Origin of the sequence: Bradymonas sediminis, from assembly GCF_003258315.1 — a bacterium.
GTDB lineage: Bacteria > Myxococcota_A > Bradymonadia > Bradymonadales > Bradymonadaceae > Bradymonas > Bradymonas sediminis.
Map to the genome: position 1 here is coordinate 2,919,505 of NZ_CP030032.1, position 25,797 is coordinate 2,945,301.

Genomic DNA, 25,797 nt, shown 5'->3' on the forward strand with positions numbered 1-25,797 from the left:
CCGCCCCGTATGGAGGATGCATGTTCAAACAAAAGTTGACTCGAGTCGTCAAAAACGTCGATGGAACCCTGGGCTGCATGCTCATTGGCTTTGACGGGATTCCGATCGAGAGCGTCTTTGGGGGCGAGGCGATGCCGCATATGAACGCCGTCGCGGTCGAGTTGAGCAATTTGTTGGACAAATTCCGCCGCCTTCAGATCTACGAGGTCGGCGAAGTCAACGAAGTCAGCATCACGCTGGGCCAGGTAACCGCCCTCGCGCGCGTCGTCGCCGAGGAATACCTGCTCATCCTCGCCCTGGACGCCAACGCCGACGTCAACCGCGGCCAGACCATGCTGCGGCTCATCGCGCCCTATGTTGAGCGCGAGATGATGTAAACGGCTCGCCGCTACAGCCTCTTCGATTTTTAGCACTGCGCGCGCCGCGCGCACCAGATAGTATATACCCTCACATCAAATGATTTGGAGATGAACCTCGATGACCATCGATACCACCCAGTTTCGCAAAGGCCTCAAAATTGAAATCAACGGCGAACCCTTTGTCATCGTCGAAGCAAACCACGTCAAACCCGGCAAGGGCGTGGCGTTCGTAAAGACCAAATACAAGAGCCTGGAGACCGGCCGCCAGCAGCAGGAGAACTTCCGCTCCGGCGACACCGTCGACACGCCCAACCTCGAATCTCGCGAGATGCAATATCTCTACAAAGATGAGAGCAACCACTATATCTTTATGGACAACGAGACCTACGAGCAGCTGCGCGTCAGCGAGACGGCCGTTGAGCCGGTGCTCGATTATCTCAAAGATAATATGACCATCGACATCCTCTTCCACAACGGCCGCGCCATCAGCGTGGACGCCCCGAACTTCGTGGAATTGATCGTCGCGCAGACCGACCCCGGCGTCAAAGGAAACACCGCCCAGGGCGGCACCAAGCCGGCGACCCTGGAAACCGGCGCCACCATCATGGTGCCGCTGTACCTTGAGCAAGGTGAGCTGGTGCGCATCGACACCCGCACCGGCGAGTTCGTGGAGCGCGTCAACAAATAAGCTGCACTGTCTTGAGCGCTGTATTGCCCCCGTAGTTAGAATCGCCCGGGGTTCCCGGGCGAGGATTTTGACGCTTGATGAAACACTTAATCTCGCCGAGGCCTCGCGCCTCGGCGCCTTAAGCGCACGCTCCCGACGTCTGCGGAGTTGAATCGTCGCTTGAGGTCCCCCAAGCAATATTCAGGTCTTCTTCGTGGGAATTAACCGCAATAAAGTGTTGTCGAGTGCACTTAAACACGTGCACAAGGGAAACTGGGATAAGGCAATCGCCCAATACCAGTTACTGGTCAACGACGACTCGCGCGACGTGCGCAGCATGCTCAAGATTGCCGACCTTTATTCAAAGCTCGGCAAAAATGACCAGGCGTTGAACGGCTATCAACAGGTCGCTCAACACTACGCCTCGGACGAGATTTTCGAGAAGGCCGCGGCGGTCTATAAACAAGCGCTTCGCCTGGCCCCCGAATCCCCCGACTTACACCGCGACCTGGGCGACGCCTACCACAGCCTGGGCCGGCTTAAAGACGCCGTTCGCGCCTACCACCAGGCGCAGAAGATTTATAAATCCCGGGGAGACGCGGCGCGCCAGACCGAAGTGCTGGAGCGCATGATTGCGCTCGACCCCGACGATATCGGCATGCGCATCCAGCTCGCCGAGCGCTACGCCAAAGATAACGAAGTGACCCGCGCGCTCGAGTTCTTCGAGTTCGCGGCCGAACGCCTCGACCAGGAAGGCCGCACCGATGAGTTCGTCCAGGTCGCCGAGCGCATCATCTTTTTGCGCGACGACGCCCCGGACCTGCGCCGACGCGTCATCGATATCTATCTGAGCAATGGGCAATATCGCCACGCGCTCAGCCACCTGCAGGTCTGCTTTAAGCGTGAGCCCCAGAACCCGCAGATCCTCGACCGCTTATCCCAGGCTTTTGAGCGCCTGGACCGCGGCGACAAGGCGGTGCTGGTGCTCCATGAGTTGGCCAATCTCCCGGCGACCCAGGCCAACGAAAGGGAATGCGAGCATATCTATGAGCGCATCCTCGCGATCCAACCCGACGACGCCCGCGCGCTCAAGCGCCTGCGAAGATTAAGGAAGTTAAGCGACGCCGGCACGCCGACCGGCGTGACCCATACCAACCCGAGCGCCTCGCCAAAGCCGGCGCGTCCGGGCGCCCAGAGCGACGCGGACGCCCTCGCCGGCGTCGAGTTTCTCGACGAGACGTCGGGCATCGTATTTTTGGACGGCCCCGAAGATGCCAACCCGGGCGCGCCCGAGCCGGTCGATATCTCCAATGACCTCGAAGAGCTCGAGGTCGTCGCGCCCACCATCGAGCGGACAGGCGAAGACGACAGCACCGCCGCGGTCGCCCGGGTGCTTAAAGAGACCGAGGTCTTCATCAAATACGGCCTCTTCGACAAGGCCTACGAAACCATCGTGTCGGTCATCGCGCGCTACCCCAATAACCTGCACGCGCGCGCGCAGATGGCGCAGCTGCAGGAAGCGCGCAACAACCCCGAGGGCGCGGTCGACGAGTTCCTCGAGATGGCCCGCATCACGCGCGCCACGCCCCGGCATTGCCAGAAATTCGTGCGCGAAGCGTTCGCGCTGACCAACGACTCGGAGCGCGTGCGCCGGCTGGCCGACCAGCTCGGCGTGCCGTTGGAGGCCGAGCAATCGACAGCGACCGGCCACGAATTTGGCGGCCTCGACGCCCACTCACTGGCCGAGAGCACCGCGAATGACCCCGACTCGCGCAGCCAGGACGCGTCGCGAGACCAGCATCTCCCCCTCGATGATTACGACTACGACGAGGATGAGTATAGCGAGGAAGAGGCCAGCCATACCGACCGCATGGTGGTCACCGACGATATGCTGGCAATGAACCTCGAGGACCTCGAACTCATCGACGAGGGCGCGAAATCGTTCGACGAGCCGGGCACCCAGGAGCTCGACCTCGACGACGACGCCCTGCTCTTCGCGGACCAACCGGTCGCTGCGACCGAAGACCACGCCTTCGAGGTCCTCGATGACGACGCGTTCGACTTCGACGAGGCCGAGTTGATGGACGCCGACCTGATCGAGCTCGATATCGACGACGCCGAGTTTATCGACGCGGACATGCTCGATGACGAGCTCGATATCGAAGAGATCGAGGACATGGAGTTTGACGGGCTCGACTTCGACGAGTCTGCCTTTGAGGGCGCCGAACTCCTGGAGATGGACGTCGATATTGAGGGGCTCAGTGAGTTGAGTGACTCTCAAATGGGCGCCCTCCAAGACGACAATCGCGCGGGCGCTGCGGGGAACCCCGAATTCGACCTGAGCGTCACGGATGCCGAAGCCGACCAGATGTTCGACCAGCTCTTTGGAGACTCCGGCGCCGGATTCGGCGGCCTCGGCGAAGAGACCTCGGTTGGCGAAAGCAGCGGGCTCGACTTCTTCGGAAATCAGCACGGCTTCGACGAGGTTTCCGACGTTCCGCCAAGCGGCCCGACGCTGCGGCGCAGCTCGGACTCCGGCGGCCCCGCCCACCAGGACTTCCAAATCGGCAATAGTGAGTTCGGCGCGCGCAGCCTGTCGGGTAAATTTGTTCCCGCCGCCGAGTTTGAGCAGAGCGAAGGCGTGGTCCTGGGCGAGGATGAGGCCCATAATACCAGCCTCGAGCTGGGCCTGGCTTACCGCGACATGGGCTTATTCGACGAGGCTATCCTCGAGTTCACCCACGCCCTCGATGACCCCGACGCCCGGGACGCCGCGACCTATCATATCGCGCTATGCGAAATAGAACTCGGCAAGCAAACCGACGCGGTTGAGCGCCTGCAGGCCCTGTTGCTCCAGAGCGACCTGGCGGGCCCCATCCGCCAGGCGGCCCTGGAGCAATTGCAGGGCTCCGAGGCCTAAGCCCTGCCCCCAATCGCCACAAGAAGACAGAGGCCCCGCCCGATATATCATCGGGCGGGGCCTCTCATTTTCTATCTGCTCAAATCGCGCGCTTCCCCGATTATTCGATCGGTTCGGACTCCGCATAGAGGTTGAGCAATTCGCCCTCGCTAAGCATACGCGATTCGGTCACGCCCCAGACGTCGTTGACCGCGACCAGCTCACCTTCGCCGAGCTTCGACGTCAGGTAGACGGCGTAAAAATGTCCGTCCTCGTCGTTGCCCATGCCATCAATGCGGTCAAGCGGATCACCGCTCTCGGGGCAGGTCAACACGCAGCGCTTTCCGACTTCGAATTCCACGCTGCTATACTTGGCCGGGTCCCCAAAGAAGGGGCTCAAGATGACGTCGGCCGTCTTGTCTCCCTGGGTGACGCGCAATTTTACGCCCGGCTCACCGCTAAACTTCGGGCCCTCACGGTCCATTAAATCCTCACCGTTAGGACCGTACGCCTGGGTCACCACGACGATATACCCCTTCTCCGAGATCGCGCGCAGGCGACTGGCGGTTTCGGGGCGGTTATCAAACTCATTTTTTTTATCTGTAGACATATTCTAGCTCCGTGTGAAACGCCCGGTTCTTTTCTTTGATCTACCGTAATTCAAAAGAGGTGACAAGCTCATAACATTCAAGCACGGACCAAAAAAATAGGCGACTGACCCACAAGCCAATGCCCGTTTAACCTGACCACAACCGGGGCGATGACAACGTCTTGAGCGATTCTTTTTTCTAATGCCCCAGATGAATTGACTTTCGCCATTCACGTGGTATGTTTTATACGCCTTCGGAGGACGGTCGACCGCAATCCCCCCAGACCGTTAGCCAAGTACGTGTCCTATGGCTACATTTCGTCCTCTGAAGGCACTTTTCTTTTCTTGCCGGCCCCCTCCCCATACATCTTGCGCCACAACACACCGCCCAACCCGGGTGAGTATGCCGCGCTATAATTGTCTTTGTCGAAGCCTCTATGTTATCTAGACGGCATCAATTCGACCTTACGCGATCGCGCGATTTCGCCTGTGGCGCGACCTGCCGATTCGACGCATAGGTCGGACGCGAGTTGGACCATCGCCGATTGAACCGCCGCTCAATATTATCTCACATCATCTGCAGGGAGCTTCCATGAATATTGCAATTGTTACGGGTGCATCGTCCGGGCTTGGCTGGGAATACGCAAAACAACTCGCGCCGCGCGCCGAGGTCGACGAGGTCTGGCTGCTCGCCCGACGGGAGGAGCGGCTGCTGGAATTGGCAGGCGACCTGATCGGCGCCGAAGGACGCGTCTTCGCCGTCGACCTGTGTGACCCGACGCAGCTCGCCGAATTCTTCGAGAAACTCGAGGGCGAGCAGCCCACGATCTCTTGGCTGGTCAACTGCGCCGGCTACGGCAAGATGGGGCGCTTCGTCGATATCGACGTCGAAGCACACCTGGGCATGGTCGACCTCAATATCCGCGCGCTCACCGAGATCACCCAGCGCGCCCTGCCCTATTGCACCCGCGGCTCCAAGATCGTCCAGGTTGCAAGCAGCGCCGGCTTCAGCCCGATGGGCAACTTCGCGGTCTACGCGGCGAGCAAAGCCTACGTGCTCCACTTCGCCAACGCCCTCTCCGCCGAGCTCGCCGCCGACGGCATCACCGTCACCGCGGTATGCCCCGGACCGGTCGCCACCGAATTTATCGAGATCGCCAATATGGAAGCCCTCAAGGCCGGCGCGCCCGACTTCACGATCGCCCAGGCCCCCGACGTGGTGCGCAAATCCATCGCCGACGCCCGAAAGGGGCGCATGACCTCGGTCTACGGCGCGACCATGAAGGCCTGGGGCGCGCTCAGCGGCGTCGTGCCGCGCCGGCTCACGAGCTGGGCGACCGCCCGCTTTCGCGCCCACTAAACCCCGCAGGCTAGCCGCCTCACCGAGCCTGCACCCCCGCGGCGTGCAGGCTCGCCAGGGTCTGCAGCAGCACCCGCACGCCCGACCAGCGCACCGCGTGGGCGTGGGCCACCAGGTTGCGGGTCCTGCGAATCTCTTCGATGCGCGAGCGCGACACCGGAAAATCCTTCTGCAGCGGCGAATGAAAGATCACATATTGCAATTGACCGAAGGACGCGTGGTCAATCGGCTCGGTGGGTTCGGCATGACTCTGATAGCGCCGAGCGCGGTTACGCAGCTCCTCCAACTCGGCGTCTCGCCCGAGGTTGTTGAGGATCTCGGCGAGATTCCCGGCCTGTTTGCAGCAAAATAGCATCTCCATCTCGACCATCCGGGTCAGACTCGACACCCAGCTGGCTAATAGCGGGTTCTTTCGCGCGGCGAGCCTGAAGTTGCGCGCCTTCTCGTCGGTGATCTCCCACTTCTCTCGAAGCTTCTTATCCGCCAGGATCTGGCGCGCCGCGACCGAGGTCACCCGCAGGTGAAGCCCGTTTGGCGGGATCCACGCGACCCCGGCGCCGAGCAGCTCCTGTAGCAGCGCATCCGGGCACGCCCGAATAATCCCCGTCGACAGCAACACACGCGTGCCGCAGGTCTGCGCGCACGCGTCAAAGAGCGCGCTGACATGCGCGGGCTTGCCGCCGGCGTCGGCCAGGAGGTCGTCGAATTTTCGCTCAATCTTATCGTCGGCGTCATCGTCCGCGATCCAAAACGAGCGCAGCTCGTCGATATCCGAGAGCCGCTCCATATACTCCGGCGCGCCGGATGCCTCCCAATAGAGCCGAAGCCCCAGGTAGCGCTCAAAACCCGAGTTCTCCAGGCGAGACTCGGTCATACCGATGGTGGTAAAGGCGCTCTCGAAGCGCAGCGGCTTCACCTGCGGTGTCCACGGCTGCCAGACCACCTCGCCGGGCTCAAACGACCGCGGGCTCACCTCTCCCGGCCTGGCGGCCGGCGAAGCCCAATAACTCTGCAGCAAGACGAAGTTGAACTTCCCCTCGAGATCGCGGGTAAACTCGGCGATCTCCTCGCAGGTCTGGAAGACCTCGGCGCGCTGGGCGTCGCTGATATCATCGCTGATAATCAGCCCCACCGTGCGCGAGCGGCGAAAGCGATCGGTGTGGTGGACGACCAGCTCCTCCGCGCTCTCGGGGGCCGAATCCGGCAGGCGCAAAAGGCGCGCGATCTCGCTGAGCACCGCCGCGCTGCTGTCGATTCGAAAGTCGCGGCTGCTCGGGAAATAGAGCAGATTCTCAGCCTCATCGGCCGCAGCGGCGTCCAAGAGCTCAAGGCACTCGTAGGCGTCGAACCCGGGCGGCAGAACCACTCGCCAGACCAACTCGTCCGAGAGGCGTCGCGCCAACTGCTGCACGAACGCGTCGAAGACCGAAAGACAGGATATTCGTCGTCTCATAGCGCCTCACCTGCTCCATAGAGCCTGGCCAGCGGGCCCTCCATATCGAGCTGCACCAACCGCGCGCCCTCCTCGGTCACCCGCCCGATCAGGTCGAGCAATTGCAAGACCTCGAGCGCGTCACGCATCGCCCCGGCGTCCAGCCCGAGCGCCTCTCTGAGGTGCGGCAGGACGAGGTTCTCCACGAGTTCGCGCTCAAACGCCCACAGGTCTTCAGCCGCCGCGAAGCGGTAGAATCCGCCGATAAACTCGGCCTCAACCGGGCTCAACTCCGACAAGAGCGCCTGGCGGATGGTCTCGTTTTGGCGAACCTTCTCGAATTTTTTCACATCCTCGGGCGACGGCAAATACTCGCGCGCGGTCTGATGGTTGCGGCGCACGAACTCCGCGAACTCGCGCACCAACGGCAAATACCCGCCGGTGGCCCGGCGCACATCGCGCGAGCAATGGTCGTCGAAGATGATCGCGTGGTCCTCTTCCTGGGGCAAGAAGCGATGCCCCCAGCGCACGATATCGGCCGCGCGCAGCCGCTCCAGCCGGATCGTGTCGAAATTTTCGGCGAAGAGCCGGCCCACATAGGCCCGGGCAAGCGGCGCCCCGCCAAACGCAAAGACATAGCGGTCACGCTCGTTGAGGCTGCGCGAAATGTCGAGCAACGCCCCCGACTCCGCCAGCTTATCCGCCTGGGTGATGACCAGGGTTTCCAGGTTGTTTTTGACCATAAAATCGGCCAATGACAACGTCTTTCGGGTCTCTTTCAGCTCACGCTTCAACACCGCCCGCACATCTTCGACCGACTCGCACTGCGCCCCCGACAGCAGGAATACCCGGGTGTCCACGGAGTAATTCAGCGCCTCCGCCTCCCGATAGTCCTCGCCGCCCGAGTCGGCCTGCCCGAATAACTTTTTAGCGATATAATCCCCGCGCGTCTCGGGCAGCCCGATGAAGAGCAAATTCTGCTTCTCCTCGGACTCTCGATTATGCGTCACCCGCTCCAGATGCTCGTTGGGCAGGGTCACGAAGCGCCGGTGCTGCCCCTGGACCGGGTCGGTCACATAGGACAGCAGCTCCTCAAGCGTCTGTTCGAAGGTCGGCGACTCCAGCAGCATGCGCGCAAAAGTCTGGTTCACAAACTCATAGCGCGCGCCGTGGCTTCGAATCAGCCCGAGGGCCTTGAGCCGGGCGATCAGCGCGCCGATATTTTTCTCGTCAAAATAGTCGTTAAATTGCTCGCCATACCACTTCAGCAGCTCCGCCTTGAGGCTGGCCAGGCTGAAGTCCTCCAGGCGCAGCGTCGACTCGCTGCCGGTCCCGCAACTGTAGAGGATCAGGTAGACCATCAGCTTCAGGCGCGGGTTCTCGTTGAGGTTCAGGCTCAGCACCTGGTGGAGGCGGTCGCGGAGTTGGTCGTCGCGGCACACCACCTCCACATCCCCCGCCTCGATGGTGATGACCTCGTCCTCCAGGCTGCCGGTGCGCCGCGCCTGAGTGCGCTCCATCAGCCGAGCGCAGACCTCTTGAATAAGCAGCGGATGCCCGCCGGTGAACTCCAGGATGCGGTCGACGCCGGCCTCGGAGGCGAACGAGAACGCGAAGTCCGCGAAGGGCTCCACGATCAGCGCGCGCGCGTCCGAATCCTCCAGCGTGCTCAGCTGCTTGATGCCAAACCAGTTCGCGAACGCGCCGTTCTCGGAGATGACCTGATTATGAATGGTCTGAAACCCCGCAAACACCACCCGCAGGCGCCCCGGATGGTTGAACTCACGGTCACGCAGCAGCCAGGCGATGCTGTGGTCGCGCGGCTTTCGCGCGTCGTCGGCGGCGAAGCGGTCGGCCTCGTCGATGAGAATCCACAGCCGAGCGCCGTCTTGCTCAAAGAAGGTGTCCAGGACCTTGCCGATGAGGTTGAGCCGCTGGGCCTCCAGCTCCCCCTTCTGCGCGGGCGACTGGGCCGAGGTGTCCTCAATCCGGTCGACCTTCGCCTTGACGCGCTTGGCCTCCGCGGGCGGCAAGAGGTCCGCCAGCTCATTGGTCAGCGCCCGAAAGAGCTGCGCGCGTGAGTTCGAGATTTTAATCGCCCGGTGCAGCGGGTGCGTCGTGTCCGACTCGATATCGCGATAGATGCGGTCCAAGATGGAGGATTTGCCCATCATTCGACCGCTGAAAAGCACCGTACTGCCCTTCTCATCCTTGAGGCTCTCGATGACCGCCCGGCGCCCCTTAAACATCTCGGCCGACACCGGTCCGCCCAGCTGCCACGGCTTGACCGCGTGGAACGGCGAGCGCGGCAAAATCACCTGCTGAAAGCCCAACTCCCGCTGCTCTAGCGGGGCTTCGCAGAGGCGCAGAAGATCGTAATTGTCAAAATGCGCGACATCGTCGGCCAGGCGCAATTGCTCCATCAGGCTGCGGTTGAGCCGGCCCGGGTAGTAGACAATCGGGAAGCAATCATCCGGCGCCTGATTGAGGAGCTCGGCGATCGTCGAAGGGCTCGCCTTCGACGGGATGATGAGCTGAATCCCGCTGCCAAAGCGCGAGCTGCGAAACGACGCCACCCGCGGGGTGCCAAATTCGATGGTATAGAGCGCGCCGCGCCGCGAGCGCACCGGTCTGGACAGGTCGCCGTTGAGCCCCAAAAACTTAAATAATTGCTCCGCCGACGCCTCCACGTCGAGGCGGCTTCGCCGCACCGACAGCGCCTCGAATAGCGCAATCGCCTCGTCGCGCACGGCCGGTGAGTCAATCTCCGGGAAGGACTTCGGCTGGCGAAATTGCCGCGCGATTCCCGCGGCGTCCGGCACGCCATTGAGGTCAAAATCCACCCACGGCCGAACCACCCGCTGGCGGAAATGCCCGGCATGGTGCAGGCTCTTGAGGTCGTCGCGGCTCAGCGTGCCGTCTTTGGCGCGCCGCGCAAGGTGCAGCATCTTGCGCGCGGTCGGCAGGTTTTCTCGGGACCGGAGCAATTGCCCCAGACGCTGCAGGGCCTGGGCGAGGTCGCGGTTTTGGGTATTTTGGGAGGACTCGATAAGCCCCTGGTATTCCTGTTGAATGACATGAATCTCGTTGGCGATCACCTCTTCGAGATAGGTCTCCTCCTCGCGCAACCGCCGGATCACCCACCCCGGGCGCAACTCCCGAGCCTGCTCGTCTTCCTCGAGTTTTCGAATCCGCTCACCCCGCTCAATCAACGAGCCCTCTTCGGTCCCCTTGAGCAAAAGCTGCAGCCCCATCACGCGTCGGCGCACCTGCTGCAGCTGCTGCTGGCACGCGCTCCTGCGCGTGGTGATGCGCATGCGCTCGCGTTTTCCGAATCCGGCGAGGTCGTGAAATTTATTGGCCGCCGCGATCTCCCCATCCTCCAGAAGTCGGGCAAAAGTCGAGCTATCTCCATCGGCCGGGAGCGCCTCCTCGAGCACATCGCCCAGCAGCTCGCGGGCCGCCCATTGCTGGCTCCCGGACTCCACCCCGACCTGTGAGAGTCGGGCCAATAGCGCCGGGTAGCGCCGGATCTCGGCCAATGCTTCCAATGATATCGCGTCAAGCTTCATGGCTATCCTCCAGGTCCTTCAATCGCTTGAGCAGCACGCGGGTCGCAAAGGTGCTCGGGGAGCGTCGGGCGCTGAGCTCATCGAGCGTGCGCTGCCCGTCTTTGATCGCGTCGCTGACCGCGGCGGCGTCCAAAATATTCTTCTTTCGCGCGTCCCTATTCTTGAGCGACTCCACCGCGCGCGCGGCGTGGCGCAGCTCCTCAAGGAAGGTGCTCAGCCGGCTCAAAATATTATTGCGATAATGGGAGTGGATCTCGTCCCACCCCTGCGCGCTCCCGGCCAACTCACCGGAGCTTGGCCAGCGCTGCGGGAGTTGATGGCCCTCGACGGTCTTCCATAACTTCAGCGGCGCGGAGTCTCCGGTGACCAGATCGCGCCAGAAGCGACTCACCTGGGTATTATTGAAGTTCGCCCGACCCGGGTCGATGGCCGTCTCGGCGCGCTTCAGGTGCGAATCGTATGCCAAAATGATGGATTCGCGCGGGCGCTCGCTCGAGATCTGCGGCTGCTGGCCCCGGTTGGCCGGTTGAAAGAGGCGGTTCAAACAGAAGCGGTAGAACGGCGACTCATTGATCCACCCCTCCTCAAAAACGCGCGGCGGGATAATCTTGATGACCTCGACGCAGAACTGCGCAGCTTCCCCCAGCAACCCCACACAGAGCCAACTCAGCGCGAATCGATGCGCGGGCGTCGACATATAGGCGAGTTGGTAAATATCGCTGGAGAGCGTGTCGGCGCCGGCGTCGACCAGGTGAGCGTTGGGCTCCGAGACACGCGCGGCGACCCAGCAAAGCCAGGAGGGAATCAACGCGAATTCCTGGGCCAGTTGCGGGTCGCCCAACTGCATATCTTCGGCGTACCGCGCCGACAGCAGGGCGCGAAGATGCTCGCCGCGCAGCAACCAGCGGCGCTGCTGCTCGACGAGCAAGATGGCGGGGGGGAAGTCGGTCGCGGCCCCAGGATTTTCGAGCAGCAGCTTAATCTGAGCGGCCAACGCTTCCTGCTCGAGCGCTTCGATCTGCCCGCAGACTTCGGACGCCTCGGACATCGGCGAGGTTTCGTCATAGGTGTCGCTTAGACCTGCGAGCTCCGCGACGTCCTCGACAACTTCAGACTCCTCGACGACTTCGGACTCTTCGACGATCTCCGATCCCTCGACGACTTCGGACTCTTCGACGACCACCGATTCCTCGACGACCTCCGACTCCTCGACGACCTCCGACTCCTCGACGACCTCCGACTCCTCGACGACCTCCGACTCCTCGACGACCTCCGACTCTTCGACCATCGTCTCGGCGTCCAACGCCAGGCCCTGCTCTTCCGGCGGCGAGATCTCAGCCCAATCGACCCATTGATAGGCCTGCTTCTGCAACCCATCGACGAAGTTATAGCTAAAGCGCTGCTTTAAGACCTCCATGGGCTCGGGATGCGCGTATTGGCCGAGGTCGACGAATAAAGTCGCCAGGGCATGCAGCAGCGGGAACTCGGCGCAGCCAGCCTCCGAGCTCTGCCAATCATAGGATTCCAGCGCTTCGACCCGGGCCTCAATCACCGCCAAATCGTGGACCGGCGGCCGCGGCTCAAGGCTTCGCCCAACCGCCAGAAGCTGCGCCCGAAGATCATCCTGCACCCCCGCGCGAAGATGCTGCGCGCAGGCCTCTTCGACGCACTCACGGACGCTGTCTAAGCCATCGAGAAAACACGCGAGTTCATACTCCGTCCACTTCTCGACGTCCTTTTTTCGCAGCTCCGACAACGGCTTTTTCAACCGCAGGTCGACCTGATCGAGCATCCCAACGAGCTCGCCAATTCGCTCTCGGAACCCATTCTGCGCGCTCTGAATAAAGTGGTCTAAGCTATGAACGGTCCCTCGCATCGTCGCCCACTTCAGCGACGACGGTGGGTCGGGCGCTTTGCCTGCGGTAGGCGCGCGCCTGCGTTTTCGCTGCTTCGATTTCGGCTGGGGTTTGGGCGCCGGATTGAGCAGATGATACAGCCGCCCAAAGACGGTCGAGCGCATTTGATCGACCCCGGCGTCGTACTCATCAATCCGCGCATCCAGCATTTGATAGCGACACCATTTCACCCAGAAATCGGCGTATTTCTCGCCCAGCGCCACCTGCGCAATATGCGTGCGTGGGGCGCGCAAAACCTCGAAGAACGGGTCACGCAATAGCTCCGGGAACTCCGCGTCCCCAGGGCAGCTCAAATACGCCCACAGCACATCCTCCCAATAGAATTGATAGGTCCCCTCCCCCATCTTATTGATCGCCTGCTGAAACCGTAACGCCCCCGCCCGCGCGGGCGCCCGGGACTTCTCCATCAAGCGCTGAATATACCAATCCTCTAAAAGATCGTCGAAAACCGCCTTCTTTCCGACGTATTTCTCCAGCCGCCCCCAATGCTCCCGTATATAGTCGGCGAGCTCGGGCTCCGATGCGTCTTCGGAAAACTCCAGCCCAGCCTTCTGTAGAAATGGCCGCACCCTCGCAGGCACACCCGCGGCGATCTCTACCAGAAGCTCCCCCTGACGGAGACTCTCTAGGAGAACCTCGCTGACACCCTGGAACTGGACCGAGATGACCTCTTTTTCGACCTTTAATTCACCCGCGGCGAGCTCCATTGCTGTGGATGAAAGCGACGACGATTGCGCAGAATCTACAAATGAGCTCGATAACGACATCGGATCCCCGGAAGCGACGAAAAGACGGGCGGGCGAATAGTTTTAGGGGTTCAAACGCCCCTATGAAACCACAAAACGCGAAGTCGAGCAATTTCAAACGCCGAGATTTTCGGAATTCACCCGCTGAGAAACGACGTGTGACGATCGAAAGCGGCCGGTCCCCCACTGTATTTTGACGTGAAAAACCCGACGCCGAAGAGCGCCGGCAGCGGTGGAAGAACTAGTTCAGCGTAACCAATTCGGAGCCATCGTGGCTGCAATAATTGGCGGATGGACCGTGGGCCGCGCCACATTCCGTGCAGATTTTGCGGCGAGGACCGAAGCCATGCAGGGGCAACTCGGGGCTGCGGGCGTCGAGGAGAGGGCTCAAGACCTGCTCATCCACCGGGCAATGCGTCTGGCCGGGCGCGCCGAATTTACCGCAGGTTGGACAGACCATCATCGGAATCATCGGAAGAACCGACGTAGTGTCCCGGGCGTCAATCTCGGCAAACGAAGTTTCCGCTTCGGGGCAGCCTTCTGGGTGCTCCGTACCAAGGTCAGACTCCCAGCCGCAGGCCTTGCACACCTCGAAGCTCGACGAAACCTGCGCGAGCTGCGTGGTGTCCTGCATCAACGGCAAGCCGTCGTGATAGCAAAATTGCGCCGCCATACTATAGCGCCGGTCACAGCCGGAGCACACGAGCCGCTCCAAGCCGTAACGCTCGGCAAAGATCGCCTGCTCCCGCAACGCTCGCCGGTGCTTTCGACCAAGGGCGAACGTCTTCTGTGTTGAGTCTTCCATATTTTGGGCCTGAGCGGTATGAAAATGCGCGCGGGCGCGCGCCAATCCCTCGAGATTGGCCCGGGCTACAGCAGGGTCTGGGTTATTCAAAAAATCATCAAAAACGCCACCGAGCCCCGAGGCGGCGGGGTCTGCGTGGCGAATATTCGGGCGAGGCAGACCATAAACACTCTCTTCGCCAAGACGCGCCCTAAGAAACTCGTCGGAGTGATAGTCGTAATCATCGTAGAGATAATCATGGGCGAGATAGAATTTTCGCACCCGATAAAGGGCGAACGCGCCCAACCCTACCGCCAGCGAAAGCCCCAAAAAGAGGTAAAAACGACTGGAGTCCGTCTCATCCGCGATGACCTCTTGGGCCGGGCCTGCCGACTCGATGAGCCCGCCGGCAGGCTCCGCCGACACCGCGCTAGTCGACATCATCAACCCGACGAGTATCGCGAAATATCCTACACCAAATTTGGCCGAGCGCGCGCCAATGGCGCACCTCGATACACCGGTGAGGCGCTCTTTTCGGTTACTCATAATCGGGTCCCACATCACCAGAATTACTATCCAAATACTGCGCCCCTTGCAGCAACGTAAGGGGCGCAATAATTCCCATCACCCCAGGAGCCCTGCCAACGCGACATCATATGGAGCCTCAAGTATACCATCTTCGGTAATAATCGCACGAATCAGCGAACTGGGCGTCATATCGAAGGCCGGGGACGCGGCGTCCATCCCTTCCGGCGCGATGGCCATCCCGTTCAAATGGGTGACCTCGCGCGGGCTGCGCTGCTCGATCTCAATGGCCTCGCCCGAGGGCGTCTCCATATCGATGGTCGAAATCGGCGCGGCCACATAAAACGGAATCTTGTGATAACCACATAACACCGCCAGGCCGTAGGTGCCAATTTTATTGGCGACATCGCCGTTGGCGGCGACGCGGTCGGCGCCGACGATCACCGCGTCGACCTTGCCCTGCTGCATAAAATGGGCGGCCATGCTGTCGGTGATCAACGTGCTGGGAATCTGATCCTGCTGGCACTCCCAGGTCGTCAGACGCGCGCCCTGCAAATACGGGCGAGTCTCGCCGATCCACACATGCTCGAGCTTGCCGGCGTGGTGGAGCGCGCGGATGATCCCGATGGCGGTGCCGAGCCCACCGGTGGCCAGGCCGCCGGTATTGCAATGGGTCATGATGCGGGTGCCGGGGCCAAACAAATCGGCGCCCAGGCGTCCCATCCGCTCATTATTATCGCGGTCCTCTTTCGAGATGGCGGCGGCCTCCTCGAAGAGTCGCTCGACCCGCGCCGCGCCCGAAAGCACGGCCGACTCCACGACGCATTTCTTCATGCGCTCAAGCGCCCAAAACAGGTTGACCGCGGTGGGCCGCGTCTCGGCCAGATGCGCATAGATCGGGGCGAGCTTCACCTCGAGCCCATCCGCCGAAGACGTCTGCTCGAAGATGGCGCGCGCGGCGAGCGCGACGCCGTAAGCCGCGGCGATGCCGATGGCCGGCGCCCCGCGAATCGCCATCTCCCGAATGCCGTCGGCCACCGCCTCATAGGTCGGCATCGGCAACCACACCTCTTCGGCCGGCAATCGGCGTTGGTCGAGCATCTCTAGGCGCCCGTCGGGCATCATCTCACCGATCCATCGGAGCGGGGCAACAACTGTCTTCATGCATCACCTCGTAGCTTCTCAACGAGCAATTTATTGACCACCTTCGGGTTCGCCTGGCCGCGCGTGGCCTTCATAACCTGACCGACAAACCATCCGACGATATTGTTATTCCCGGCGCGATAGTCCGCGACGGGTTCGGGATTCTCAGCGATTAATTGGTCGATAATCTCACCAAGCGCGCCGCTATCTGAAATCTGCTTCAGGCCCTTCGCTTCGATGATCGCGTCGGGCTCTGCTCCGCTCGCGAGCATCTCGTCGAAGACCTTTTTGCCGATCTTTCCGCTGATCGCGTCCTCGTCGATCAATTGCACAAGTCGCGCAAGCTGGGGCGGGCGAACCTTCACATCAGCAAGCCCCGTCTCGCCGTCCAAGCGGGCGAGCAATTCGTTGATGATCCAATTGGCGACGGACTTATAGAGGCTGGGTTTGGCGTCTTTGGGACACGCGGCGACAGCCTCATTAAAATACTCCGAGAGCAGAAAATCGTCGGTCAGCACACCGGCGTCATATTCGCTCAAGCCAAGCTCGCCGAGGTAGCGCGCGCGCCGCGCTTCGGGCAGCTCGGGCAAGGTCGTCTTGACCCGCTCCATCCACGCCGAATCAATGACCAAGGGCGGCAGATCCGGCTCGGGGAAATAGCGATAATCGTGGGACTCTTCCTTGCTGCGCATCGAAAACGTCTCGCCCTTATCCGGGTTATAAAGACGTGTTTCTTGGACGACCTTTTCGCCCGATTCGAGCATGGCGATCTGGCGGTTCACCTCGAAGTCGATGGCGTCGTGAACGAATTTAAAGGAGTTGATATTCTTGAGCTCACTGCGGGTGCCCAACGCCTCCTGGCCCCAGGGGCGCACCGAGACGTTGGCGTCGCAGCGAAACGATCCCTCCTGCATATTGCCGTCCGAAATCCCCAGGTAGACCACGATATTTCGCAGCTTTTTGAGGTAATCGACCGCCTCGCTAGCCGAGCGAATATCGGGCTCACTGACAATCTCGATGAGCGGGACGCCCGCGCGGTTAAGGTCGACCAGGCTATAGGGCTGGCCCTCGACGTGGGTCGATTTACCGGCGTCCTCCTCCATATGAATGCGCAGGATGCGCACCTTTTTGGTGGCCTCGGCGCCCTGGGGCGCGTCGGCGCCGGGGGCAAGCCCGGCCGGGTCGACCGCGACCTCGAGGTGCCCGAACTCGCAGATCGGGTGCTCGAATTGCGTGATCTGATAGCCCTTGGGCATATCGGGATAGAAATAATTTTTGCGCGCGAAGCGGCTCCACTCGCGCACCTCGCAATTGAGCGCGAAACCGGCCTTCATCGCGAACTCAACCGCCCGCATATTCAGGACCGGCAAGACGCCCGGCAGCCCGAGGTCCAGCGGCGAGACCTGGGTATTCGGCGCGGCGCCATAGGCGGCCGACGCCCCGCTGAAAATCTTGGTCTCGGTGCGCAATTGAACATGCACCTCAAGGCCAATGACGACCTCGTAGCGCTGACGAATTTCTTCAGATATTTTCTGACTCATTGCTCCACCTCAGCCGCGACTCTCAACATCATCTCTTCATCGAAGGCCGGCGCCAGGATCTGCAACCCGACCGGCAGGCCTTCGTCTGTTTTCCCGCATGGAACGCTCATCGCGGGGATGCCCGCGAGGTTGGCTGAAATCGTAAAGATATCAGCCAGATACATCGTCAGCGGGTCATCACTCTTCTCGCCGATTCGAAACGCCGCGGTCGGCGCGACCGGCGCGACCAACACGTCGACCTCCTCAAAGGCGGCGTCAAAATCGCGCTGAATCCGCGTGCGCACCTGCTGGGCTTTGCCATAATATTGGCCATAAAAACCCGAGGAGAGCACGTAGGTCCCCAGGATAATGCGACGCGTGACTTCGTCGCCAAAACCCTCGGCCCGCGACTTATTATACATATCGCTGAGGTTATCGGCCTCAACGCGCAGCCCGTAGCGCGCGCCGTCGAGGCGAGCGAGGTTGCTCGAAGCCTCGGCCGCCGCGACCAGATAATAGGTCGCGATGGCGTATTCGGTGTGCGGCAAGGTCACCGGCACGACCTCGGCGCCAGCGGCGACGAGGCGGTCAATGCCCTCCCTGACGCGGCTTAAAACCTGCGGGTCCACGCCCTCTTCGCCGCTCTGATATTCCTTCGGGATACCGATCTTCAGCCCCTTGACGCCCTTGCCGAGCGCGTCGCGAAAACGCGGCACTTCGCGCGCCGAGCTCGTGGCGTCGAGTGGGTCTTCGCCGCATAAAACCTCGAGCATCAGGGCGGCATCTGCGACCGATCGGGTCATCGGACCGACCTGGTCGAGGCTCGACGCGTAAGCCACCACGCCGTATCGGCTCACCCGTCCATAAGTCGGCTTCACGCCCACCACGCCGCAGTGACTCGCCGGTTGGCGGATGCTCCCGCCGGTGTCGGTGCCCAGCGAGGCCAGGCAAAGATTCGCGGCAACCGCGGCCGCTGACCCACCTGACGAACCACCGGCGACCCGCTCGATATCGTGCGGGTTTCGCACCGCCCCGAAATACGAAGTCTCGCTGGACGAGCCCATCGACAGCTCGTCCATATTGGTCTTGCCGACGATGATGGCCCCGGCGGCTTCGAGCTTCTGGATCACCGTGGCGTCATAGGGCGATTCGAAATTCGCCAACATCTTGCTGCCCGAGGTCGTCTTGCCGACGCGGGTGCAAATATTGTCTTTGACCGCGATGGGCACACCGGCCAGCAGACCGAGCTCGGCGGACTTCCCGGCGGCGCGCGCGGCGTCCACCTCGCGGGCCTTTTGGAGCAGAGCGTCGCGCTCGAAGACGCTGATATACGCGTTATATTCGGCGCCGGCCTCGATGGCGTCGAGCACCTGCGAGGTCGCCCCTTCGGCCGTGGCTTCGCCGGACTCAAAGGATTGAATTAATTGATGAATCGTGAGTTCATTCAGGTTCTTCATTTAATCCTCCAAGACCTTGGGAACCCGAAATTGGTCGCCGTCGCGGTCGGGTGCGTTTCGCATCACGTCGGCCGGGACAAGCGGCTGGGCGACTTCATCTTCACGCAGGCATGACTCCACCCCGACCGGGTGGGTCATGCGGGCGTCCTGGGCGTCGAGATCGCGTAATTTATCGATATGATCGAGCACCGAACACAGGTCCTTGCGGTATTTCTCGACCTTATTCTCGTCGAGTTCGATATGCGCAAGCCTCGCTATTTTTAGGACTTCTTCGCGTGAGATCGCCATCATTTCTCCAAATTTAAGTCAACCATTTAGACCCGCACCGAGACGCGAGCCGTGGGCGCGTCCATAACATCCGCGCGCCGCATAACCTATGGACGAAGACGCGCAATAACGCGCGTCCCCGCAAAAGTATTCATATTAATTTTCAGGCATCGACATCTTCTTTGTCGCCGCCCACGCCAAGGGCGTAAAAGGCATAGGCGAGCTCGCTGGCGAAGAGTTCCCAGAAGAGTTGAGCGCCGAAACCGGTCCACCATAACCAATTGGTGTGGCGCTCGACCTCGACGGTGAGCACGCCCAAACAGCGGCCGGCGAAGGTGATGGGATAGGCCAGGGTGGCGTAGGCGGATTTGCGCGCCGGCTTATAATAGTCGCTTAGGCGCACCCACTCGCGGCTCTCCTCGACGCCGCGGGCCTGCGGGCTTCGGGCGTCGATGACCACCCCGCTCTCTTCGTGCACATAGAGGTAATTCTTAAAGGCAAACGCCTCGCCCATGCCGTATCCGCCGGAGAGCACCAGCGGGCGGTTGAGGCGCGCGGCCAGACTCGAAACCCCCGAGTCCAGGCGCTGCGCCGGTTGCACGTCGACCGCAAGATTGAGTTGCTCGAATTTGCTCCAACCGTGGGGATGAGCGTAGCGCAGGTAGCGCCGCGATTTGCCCGCCGCGTCAGACTCCTCGCGAAGATACGCGATGGCCAAACTCGGCACCTCGATATGGCGAACCAGGCGCGACGTGACCTCGCCGATGAGCCCCTCAACCTTGGCGGCGTCGTCGGCATTCGTGTCCGCGATGGCCCGCTCAAGGGTCTGCCGAATTTGACCCAAAACTCTTAATTTTCGGGCATTTAGCATATAGAGGGGCGAATAGCGCAGCAGGCTGCTGAGCTTGTCGCCCATCTCGGCCAGGAGCGCGGCGCTCGACTGGGCGATGGGGCGCGCGCTGCGTGAGACGAGCACCAAAAACCCGAGGTGCTCATAGCCGGTATCATCCCAGGCGAGCATCGGCGCAAAGGTGTACATCGCCTCATCGTCGCGCTCTTTGCAATGATGAAAACCCAACCATTGGTGCTGGGCCGGCGTATCCTCTTCCTCGTCCCCCGGATGAAGCGTCGAGCCACTCCACGCCTCATTCCATATCTCCGGGTCTTTTTTCGAGCGCGTAAAAACCTGAGCCACGGTGTCGGGCGCGCGCATCTGGCGCTCGACCGCCGCGCGAATAAACCCGCAGGACGGCTCGCCCAATGAGATCGACATCCCCACCAGGCGCCGCGGCACTGCCATGCCCTCGGGCTGAAAAATGCGCTCCGCCAAAAAGTCAAAGCGCGCGTCGCCGGAGGCCTCCAGCGTCATCGCCTCCAGGCTGCTGGTCAGCAGGATCGAGGCCGAATGGTCGCACCCGACCCACTCGGGCAGGCGCGCCATCATGCCGTATAAGAAGGGCTTAAGCGGCAGGGATTGATTCTCGTCAAAGAAGAGGCGCATCGCGTTTCGCCGCGCGGCCCGGATCGCCTCGGTGGCCTGCTCGACAAGCTGCGTGATGGCTTCGGAGGGGAGCGCGTCGAGCTCTTCAACCAGCGCGAACCCGAGGATCACCGACGCTTCCGGGGGCTCCTGAGCCTTCGCCTCGGCGGCGCTTAAAAAGGGCTGATGCGCCACATCAAGCAGCGCCACCAGATCATAAACGACCGGCTCGCCGTCGTCGCCGGGCGGCTCCATATGAAGACGGTCGTCGCCCTGGCGATAGATCTCGCAGAGATCCTCGAAGGTCCACACCGTCTTCATGGGCTCGAAGCCGTCACAGGCGACCTCGAAACTCGCCATTCGCGCCTGGCTATGCTCGAAGCCAACACCGATGAGAATCCTTGCGCGCTGCGCCTGCTCCAGCCAATTCTGCAGATAGCGCTGCAAATGAAAGCCCAGCACGTCGCGCCCCATCACGCTCATCGAAGGTGGGCCGCAATATTGAATCGAGTCGGACATCATTACTACTCGCGCTAGATTCTGATTAACTCATCGAGTTCCGCGGCTCTAAAATCGCAGCCCGGCGAGGGTTTCGCAACCAAAAACGCGCCCGACGTTTCATAACACGCCGACTTCTTCTATAGTCCGGGCGAGTATATCCGAGATGGAGAGACCTATCGACGCTGCATATTTCCAACGATTATTTTTGCCCAAACCGCTCGCGCTCATCACGGCGGTCGTGTTGGCGAGCCCGCTGCTCTTCGCGACCGAGCTTCGGGCCGATGACACGGTGCTCGTGGTGCCCACCGGGCCGACGATGAACGCGCAGGTCTTCGGCCTTAATGAGGCTAATGGCGAGCCTGCGTCGGTGGACTTCGGGCACTATCCATTGCTCGATTCGACGATGGGCCAGGCGCCGATTCGCGACCTAAAGGTCCTGCCCGACGGGCGAAATCTGCTCAGCGACGTCGCCGGGCGCGGGGTGGCCATCACCGATGCGCTGGGCGCCTCGGAGTTTAGCCTCGACGCCCCCGGCGCGCGGCTGCGCATCACCAGCGCATCGGTGAGCGCGTACGCGGCCCCCGGCGAGATCGCGCGCCTGCTGATCACCGACAGCAATCGCTCACAGGCCTTTGTCGTGGACCCGCGAAACCCCAGCGGCCGGCTCAATTGGGCGCGCGGGTTCGCGCTGCCGGGCTCGCGGGCGAGCTTCGTCGACGCGATCGTCCTGCCCGGTCAAAAAGCAGCGCTCGGCATCACCTGGGCGACGCTCGGCGTGTCTGCGATCGACGTTTTTTCGACCAGCTCCGGCAGCCCCCAGACGGTCATTCGCCGCCTGGCCAGCACCACCCATCCCAACCAACCCGAAGAGTTCGTGATTATCCCGGAGCTCGATCAACTCCGGGCGTTTATGGGGTTGGCGAATGGGAATCTGCTCGTGACCACCCAATATTCGCTCTTTGAGATGGATCTTGAGGGCGATATCAAATGGAAGATCACGCTTGGCCAGGGCGCGGTGGACGCCAACGGCGAGGCGATGACGCTTCGCGGTGAGTTCACCGACGCCACCTTGCTGCCGTCGGGGCGCATCGCGCTGACGACCGCTCAGCCGGGTGTCTGGACCTCCCCGCACGTCAATCATCGCGTCTATTGGCTGTCGCCGAGCGCCCTGGCGAACTCCGAAATCGAGGTCATCGCGCGCAGCCCGGCGCTTGAGTTTGCGCCCTATCGCATCGAGCCCCGCGACGGCCACGGCGCGTCGGGGAGCTTCGGATTTATGCCGGGCCTCGACGCCACCGAAAGCGGCCCGCTCAGCGACCTGACGTTGAGCCGGGAGTTCCGACTCAACCAGAGTGAGTTCGTCTCCGGCGATAATATCTTCGCCTCCGCAGATATCGGGAACCCCAGCGCAGCCCCGATCGCGCTGAGCAGCCTGATTATTTTGGCAAACGCGGGGGCCTGCGGGGCGCAGACCGAGACATCGATCGCGCTGGTGGAGGCGGTGGCCGTTGAGATCGCCCCCGGCGAGGTCTTCGCACTGCGCGGCAGCCGCACGGTAGACGCGGCGTTCTCACCGGGACGATGGTGCGCGCGCATCTACGCGCAGAACGGCCAGGGCGAGCGGGTTGAGCTGGGGAGCGCCATCGAGTTCGACATCTTGGAACCCAGCGGCAACTCCGGGTCGACCATCGACGTCGAAGATCTCGACTTCTGGAAGGGCTCAGAAAATGGGGAGAATCCCGACGATGAGACGCCGACCGACTTTCCCAGCGATGATGACGATTTAGGCTGCGGATGCGCCTCTGCTAGCGGCGCATCGCCCGAGCGCCTCCCCGCCGCAGCGCTCATGCTGCTGGGGTTCGGCGGGCTTGGGTGGGTGCGTCGTCGCCGCGCGGCGCGGCGCTGATCGACGGCTTATTTCGCGGCCTTTTTCCACGCGTTAAACCGCTGCTCGGTGGCCCGGGCGATCGCCAACTCTTCGACGTTCCCGCGCTCTCGCAAGACCGGGGTGTCGACCGTCTGCCAGACGAATTCTGCGCCCTTCTCGACGCGCGTCTCCCACTCGGCGGTGACCGTCAGCCCCATCGCCCCGGGCGCAGCGCGCACGACCTGAGTCACCATTCGCTTGCGCAAAGTTGGCTCCACGAGCTGAAACTCGGAGGTGATAATCAAGAAGCGCTCGGAGGCAACCTCGACCGGGATTTCGCGGGTCTCATAGACCGAGAGCGCGGCCTGGTAGAGAAGTTCGGCCGGCGCCATCGTTTCGACGCCCGTCGGGGGCGCAGTCGCTGGGGCGCTCGCGCACCCCGCGCTGGCCAACGCCATCGCCAAAAGAAAGACCGCCAGCCCCAGCCGAACACACTTTGCCAGCGGCGCCCCTCTCCCGTACAATGCGCCAAAGTCGACGGAGCCCAAATGGGCCTTCTTTTCATTATTATTCATTCGTTTTCGATATATCATACGAATATCTGCCTCAGAGAGAATCATACCCATGAAACTAACACCCTATTTGCTCGCAGCCTGCCTCCTCGCCTCAACCCTTGGCAGCGCGTGCTCGTCGACGCCCGACACCTCGGAAGACGCCGAAACCCGGGAGAAGAAGGCTGCGCTGCCGGAGCAATCCGCCCAGGAGCTCTTCTTGCAGGGCAACCAGAAGATGGACGTGCGCGACTTCGAAGGCGCTGTCGCCCTATATGACCAGGCGCTCAAGGTCGACCCGAAGCGCTGGGATATCTATATGAATAAGGGCATCGCGCACTCCTCGATGCAGCAATTTAGCGAGGCGGTGAACGCGATGGACGCCGCGCTCACCAACGGCGGCGACGCCCACGCCGAGGTCTATTTTAACCTCGGCAATATCTACCAGAACCGCGGGCTCTATGCCCAGTCGATCAAGGCCTACCGAAGCAGCCTGACGCTTCGCGAGCGCCCGCACGTCGACACCATCCTCAATATCGCGGCCGGCCTGATGTTCATGCGCGAGACCGACAAGGCCCAGGAGACCTACGAATACCTGCAGACCCTGGCCCCCGACGACGCCCGCATCTATATGGGCATGGGCCTGTTGGAGCAGATGCGCGACAACCTCGAAGGGGCGCACGCCCACTTCGACCGCGCGATTCAAATGGCCCCCGACTATGCGCACCCCTATTTTATGAAGGGCTCGCTCTACGGCAATACCAGCAAGAACAAAGAAGGCGTGGAGTTTTTGGAGCGCTATCTCGAGCTGGAGCCCAATGGCCCCTACGCGAAGATGGCTAAGACGCGCATCAAGAGCATGAAGAAGAAGATGTAAGCCCCATCCCCCCGCTTGACCCCCTGTGATGCGCCCCTAAAACTTTAGAGACGGGATAAGAGCGGCCCAAGCCCTGGGCCGCTTTTTCTCGGTGCGCAGCGCCCTCTCCACCATTTACGGTCGCAACTCTCGGGGAAAATAAGATGGCATACGGTCAAGTCACCTGGTCCAATCCCACCAAAGGCTTCGGCATCATCACCCAGAGTGATGAGGAAGCAATATTCGTCCATTATTCGCAGGTATTTGGGGGCGAAGAGCGGTTTTTAAATGCGGGCGATGCGGTCGAATTTGAGCTCGTGCGCGGCCCCAGCGGCCTGCACGCGGTCAACGTTCGGGTCTGCGAAAGACGCCCGGAAGCAGACGCAAAACAGCCCCAATCGCTAGGCGATCGGGGCTGATTTTTTAGGCACTTATTTCGACCTGACACCGTTTAGGTGAGGCGGTCGCCTCGCGGGTTATTCGTTGATCTCAACCCGGAGCAATTCGCTGCCGACCTGCACGTAGTCGCCATGCGAAAGGCGCTCTTCGCCGCGGGTGTTCAGGTAGGTGCCGTTCTTGGAGCCCATATCCTCGAGCATCACCGCGCCGTTATTCCAGAACACGCGCGCGTGCTTCGGAGACACGTGGCGATCCTTCGGGAAGCTCACGTCGCAGCCCTCGCGCCCGACCAACAGGTCGTTATTGACGGAGCAATACGAGGCGCCGGCTTTCGCGCCGTCAATCAGGTGTACCAGACGGAATTTGAAATCCTGAGGCGGGCTGACATACATCAGCGTGTCCTCTTTCATCGGATACTCGCTCTGGATGTCGAGAAATTCGACCTGAAGCACCTGCTCGCCGACGCGGATAATGTCGCCATCCTGGAGCTGCTTGGGCTCGCGAATGCGCAGATAGGTCCGGTTCTGGCTATTCTCATCGCGAAGATACAAAACGTTGTCGCGATAGAGGAAGGTCGCGTGACGTTTGCTCAAATACCCGTCATCGGGGAAGAGCACGACACCATTGCCGCTGCCGGCCAGATGCTCGGTCGCGTTAAGGTGGTAGCTCAATCCCTCCAGGCCCTCGCCCTTAATAAGGATAAGCTTCGCGCGCCCCGGGACCATCATCGCGCCAAAATAGAGCGTTTCATTCTCGGGAACCTGACCATTTTCATGGAATTGCGCCCCACAACGGCCGCAAAAATGATGGCCATCTGGAACTACCGCCTGACAATTCGTACAAATTCTCGAACTCGACATATACCGTGCTCCTGCAGGTAAAAGTAACCCGTGCAGCCTATGCCGGA

19 protein-coding genes are annotated in these 25,797 nt (G+C 61.5%); 7 read left to right on the forward strand and 12 right to left on the reverse strand.

Going from position 1 to position 25,797, the window contains the following annotated elements; all coding sequences use genetic code 11:
• Positions 1-20 precede the first annotated feature (20 nt).
• The 3 genes from DN745_RS10960 (at position 21) to DN745_RS10970 (ending at position 3,946) form a co-directional block, all read left to right on the forward strand.
• A complete protein-coding gene (locus DN745_RS10960; protein WP_111334787.1) occupies positions 21-377 on the forward strand; it encodes a roadblock/LC7 domain-containing protein in 357 nt (118 codons plus the stop codon).
• A 100-nt stretch (positions 378-477) separates the two neighbouring features.
• Positions 478-1,047 (forward strand): elongation factor P, encoded by a 570-nt coding sequence (gene efp, locus DN745_RS10965; RefSeq protein ID WP_111334789.1) that lies wholly within the window; start codon positions 478-480, stop codon positions 1,045-1,047.
• Between the two features lie 214 nt (positions 1,048-1,261).
• The gene (locus DN745_RS10970; RefSeq protein WP_133621764.1) at positions 1,262-3,946 is read left to right on the forward strand and encodes a tetratricopeptide repeat protein; all 2,685 of its coding nucleotides are present in this window, start codon (positions 1,262-1,264) and stop codon (positions 3,944-3,946) included.
• A 100-nt stretch (positions 3,947-4,046) separates the two neighbouring features.
• Here the strand turns inward: DN745_RS10970 and DN745_RS10975 are convergent, their stop codons facing one another.
• On the reverse strand, positions 4,047-4,535 hold the full coding sequence (locus DN745_RS10975; RefSeq protein WP_111334793.1) for a hypothetical protein: 489 nt from the start codon (positions 4,533-4,535) through the stop codon (positions 4,047-4,049).
• Positions 4,536-5,106: 571 nt separating this feature from the next.
• On the opposite strand from DN745_RS10975, the gene DN745_RS10980 reads away from it, so the two are divergent.
• The gene (locus DN745_RS10980) at positions 5,107-5,874 is read left to right on the forward strand and encodes an SDR family NAD(P)-dependent oxidoreductase (RefSeq protein WP_111334795.1); all 768 of its coding nucleotides are present in this window, start codon (positions 5,107-5,109) and stop codon (positions 5,872-5,874) included.
• Positions 5,875-5,893: 19 nt separating this feature from the next.
• Here DN745_RS10980 and DN745_RS10985 read toward each other — a convergent pair whose 3' ends face one another.
• The 9 genes from DN745_RS10985 to DN745_RS11025 form a co-directional block, all read right to left on the reverse strand.
• Positions 5,894-7,327, reverse strand: coding sequence for a hypothetical protein (locus tag DN745_RS10985; RefSeq protein WP_133621763.1), 1,434 nt, complete (start codon positions 7,325-7,327; stop codon positions 5,894-5,896).
• On the reverse strand, positions 7,324-10,878 hold the full coding sequence (locus DN745_RS10990) for an ATP-binding protein (RefSeq protein ID WP_111334798.1): 3,555 nt from the start codon (positions 10,876-10,878) through the stop codon (positions 7,324-7,326). Before DN745_RS10990 ends, DN745_RS10985 begins: the two co-directional genes overlap by 4 nt.
• Positions 10,868-13,501, reverse strand: coding sequence for a hypothetical protein (locus DN745_RS19330; protein WP_162687614.1), 2,634 nt, complete (start codon positions 13,499-13,501; stop codon positions 10,868-10,870). Before DN745_RS19330 ends, DN745_RS10990 begins: the two co-directional genes overlap by 11 nt.
• 280 nt (positions 13,502-13,781) lie before the next feature.
• The gene (locus tag DN745_RS11000) at positions 13,782-14,870 is read right to left on the reverse strand and encodes a hypothetical protein (RefSeq protein WP_133621762.1); all 1,089 of its coding nucleotides are present in this window, start codon (positions 14,868-14,870) and stop codon (positions 13,782-13,784) included.
• 78 nt (positions 14,871-14,948) lie between these two features.
• Positions 14,949-16,013, reverse strand: coding sequence for an S-methyl-5-thioribose-1-phosphate isomerase (mtnA, locus tag DN745_RS11005; RefSeq protein WP_204354972.1), 1,065 nt, complete (start codon positions 16,011-16,013; stop codon positions 14,949-14,951).
• A complete protein-coding gene (gene gatB, locus DN745_RS11010) occupies positions 16,010-17,533 on the reverse strand; it encodes an Asp-tRNA(Asn)/Glu-tRNA(Gln) amidotransferase subunit GatB (protein ID WP_111334802.1) in 1,524 nt (507 codons plus the stop codon). Before gatB ends, mtnA begins: the two co-directional genes overlap by 4 nt.
• Positions 17,530-18,969 carry an Asp-tRNA(Asn)/Glu-tRNA(Gln) amidotransferase subunit GatA gene (gene gatA / locus DN745_RS11015; RefSeq protein ID WP_111334804.1) on the reverse strand — a complete coding sequence of 480 codons (1,440 nt, stop codon included), beginning with the start codon at positions 18,967-18,969 and terminating at the stop codon, positions 17,530-17,532. Before gatA ends, gatB begins: the two co-directional genes overlap by 4 nt.
• Positions 18,970-19,257, reverse strand: coding sequence for an Asp-tRNA(Asn)/Glu-tRNA(Gln) amidotransferase subunit GatC (gatC, locus tag DN745_RS11020; protein WP_162687615.1), 288 nt, complete (start codon positions 19,255-19,257; stop codon positions 18,970-18,972). It abuts the gene before it with no gap.
• Positions 19,258-19,399: 142 nt separating this feature from the next.
• Positions 19,400-21,238, reverse strand: a complete 1,839-nt coding sequence (locus tag DN745_RS11025; protein WP_111334808.1) for a hypothetical protein — start codon at positions 21,236-21,238, stop codon at positions 19,400-19,402.
• A 184-nt stretch (positions 21,239-21,422) separates the two neighbouring features.
• Between DN745_RS11025 and DN745_RS11030 the strand changes: the two genes are divergently transcribed.
• The gene (locus tag DN745_RS11030; RefSeq protein WP_111334810.1) at positions 21,423-23,123 is read left to right on the forward strand and encodes an MYXO-CTERM sorting domain-containing protein; all 1,701 of its coding nucleotides are present in this window, start codon (positions 21,423-21,425) and stop codon (positions 23,121-23,123) included.
• 8 nt (positions 23,124-23,131) lie between these two features.
• Here the strand turns inward: DN745_RS11030 and DN745_RS11035 are convergent, their stop codons facing one another.
• On the reverse strand, positions 23,132-23,659 hold the full coding sequence (locus tag DN745_RS11035) for a hypothetical protein (protein ID WP_133621761.1): 528 nt from the start codon (positions 23,657-23,659) through the stop codon (positions 23,132-23,134).
• A 49-nt stretch (positions 23,660-23,708) separates the two neighbouring features.
• Here DN745_RS11035 and DN745_RS11040 point away from each other — a divergent pair, with 49 nt between their 5' ends.
• Both DN745_RS11040 and DN745_RS11045 read left to right on the forward strand, forming a co-directional pair.
• Positions 23,709-24,512, forward strand: a complete 804-nt coding sequence (locus tag DN745_RS11040; RefSeq protein WP_111334814.1) for a tetratricopeptide repeat protein — start codon at positions 23,709-23,711, stop codon at positions 24,510-24,512.
• A gap of 143 nt (positions 24,513-24,655) precedes the next feature.
• Positions 24,656-24,910 (forward strand): cold-shock protein, encoded by a 255-nt coding sequence (locus DN745_RS11045; RefSeq protein WP_111334816.1) that lies wholly within the window; start codon positions 24,656-24,658, stop codon positions 24,908-24,910.
• Between the two features lie 57 nt (positions 24,911-24,967).
• On the opposite strand, the gene DN745_RS11050 is transcribed toward DN745_RS11045, so the two are convergent.
• Positions 24,968-25,750: an FHA domain-containing protein gene (locus DN745_RS11050; RefSeq protein ID WP_111334818.1), complete on the reverse strand. Its 783-nt coding sequence runs from the start codon at positions 25,748-25,750 to the stop codon at positions 24,968-24,970.
• Positions 25,751-25,797: the final 47 nt, after the last annotated feature.

Excerpts from the sequence above, each read along its gene's own strand:
- DN745_RS10960 (WP_111334787.1), top strand. The coding sequence starts at position 21 with ATGTTCAAACAAAAGTTGACTCGAGTCGTCAAAAACGTCGATGGAACC.
- efp (WP_111334789.1), top strand. The coding sequence starts at position 478 with ATGACCATCGATACCACCCAGTTTCGCAAAGGCCTCAAAATTGAAATC.
- DN745_RS10975 (WP_111334793.1), bottom strand. The coding sequence starts at position 4,535 with ATGTCTACAGATAAAAAAAATGAGTTTGATAACCGCCCCGAAACCGCC.
- DN745_RS10980 (WP_111334795.1), top strand. The coding sequence starts at position 5,107 with ATGAATATTGCAATTGTTACGGGTGCATCGTCCGGGCTTGGCTGGGAA.
- DN745_RS10985 (WP_133621763.1), bottom strand. The coding sequence starts at position 7,327 with ATGAGACGACGAATATCCTGTCTTTCGGTCTTCGACGCGTTCGTGCAG.
- DN745_RS10990 (WP_111334798.1), bottom strand. The coding sequence starts at position 10,878 with ATGAAGCTTGACGCGATATCATTGGAAGCATTGGCCGAGATCCGGCGC.
- DN745_RS19330 (WP_162687614.1), bottom strand. The coding sequence starts at position 13,501 with ATGGAGCTCGCCGCGGGTGAATTAAAGGTCGAAAAAGAGGTCATCTCG.
- DN745_RS11000 (WP_133621762.1), bottom strand. The coding sequence starts at position 14,870 with ATGAGTAACCGAAAAGAGCGCCTCACCGGTGTATCGAGGTGCGCCATT.
- mtnA (WP_204354972.1), bottom strand. The coding sequence starts at position 16,013 with ATGAAGACAGTTGTTGCCCCGCTCCGATGGATCGGTGAGATGATGCCC.
- gatB (WP_111334802.1), bottom strand. The coding sequence starts at position 17,533 with ATGAGTCAGAAAATATCTGAAGAAATTCGTCAGCGCTACGAGGTCGTC.
- gatA (WP_111334804.1), bottom strand. The coding sequence starts at position 18,969 with ATGAAGAACCTGAATGAACTCACGATTCATCAATTAATTCAATCCTTT.
- gatC (WP_162687615.1), bottom strand. The coding sequence starts at position 19,257 with ATGGCGATCTCACGCGAAGAAGTCCTAAAAATAGCGAGGCTTGCGCAT.
- DN745_RS11025 (WP_111334808.1), bottom strand. The coding sequence starts at position 21,238 with ATGATGTCCGACTCGATTCAATATTGCGGCCCACCTTCGATGAGCGTG.
- DN745_RS11035 (WP_133621761.1), bottom strand. The coding sequence starts at position 23,659 with ATGAATAATAATGAAAAGAAGGCCCATTTGGGCTCCGTCGACTTTGGC.
- DN745_RS11040 (WP_111334814.1), top strand. The coding sequence starts at position 23,709 with ATGAAACTAACACCCTATTTGCTCGCAGCCTGCCTCCTCGCCTCAACC.
- DN745_RS11045 (WP_111334816.1), top strand. The coding sequence starts at position 24,656 with ATGGCATACGGTCAAGTCACCTGGTCCAATCCCACCAAAGGCTTCGGC.
- DN745_RS11050 (WP_111334818.1), bottom strand. The coding sequence starts at position 25,750 with ATGTCGAGTTCGAGAATTTGTACGAATTGTCAGGCGGTAGTTCCAGAT.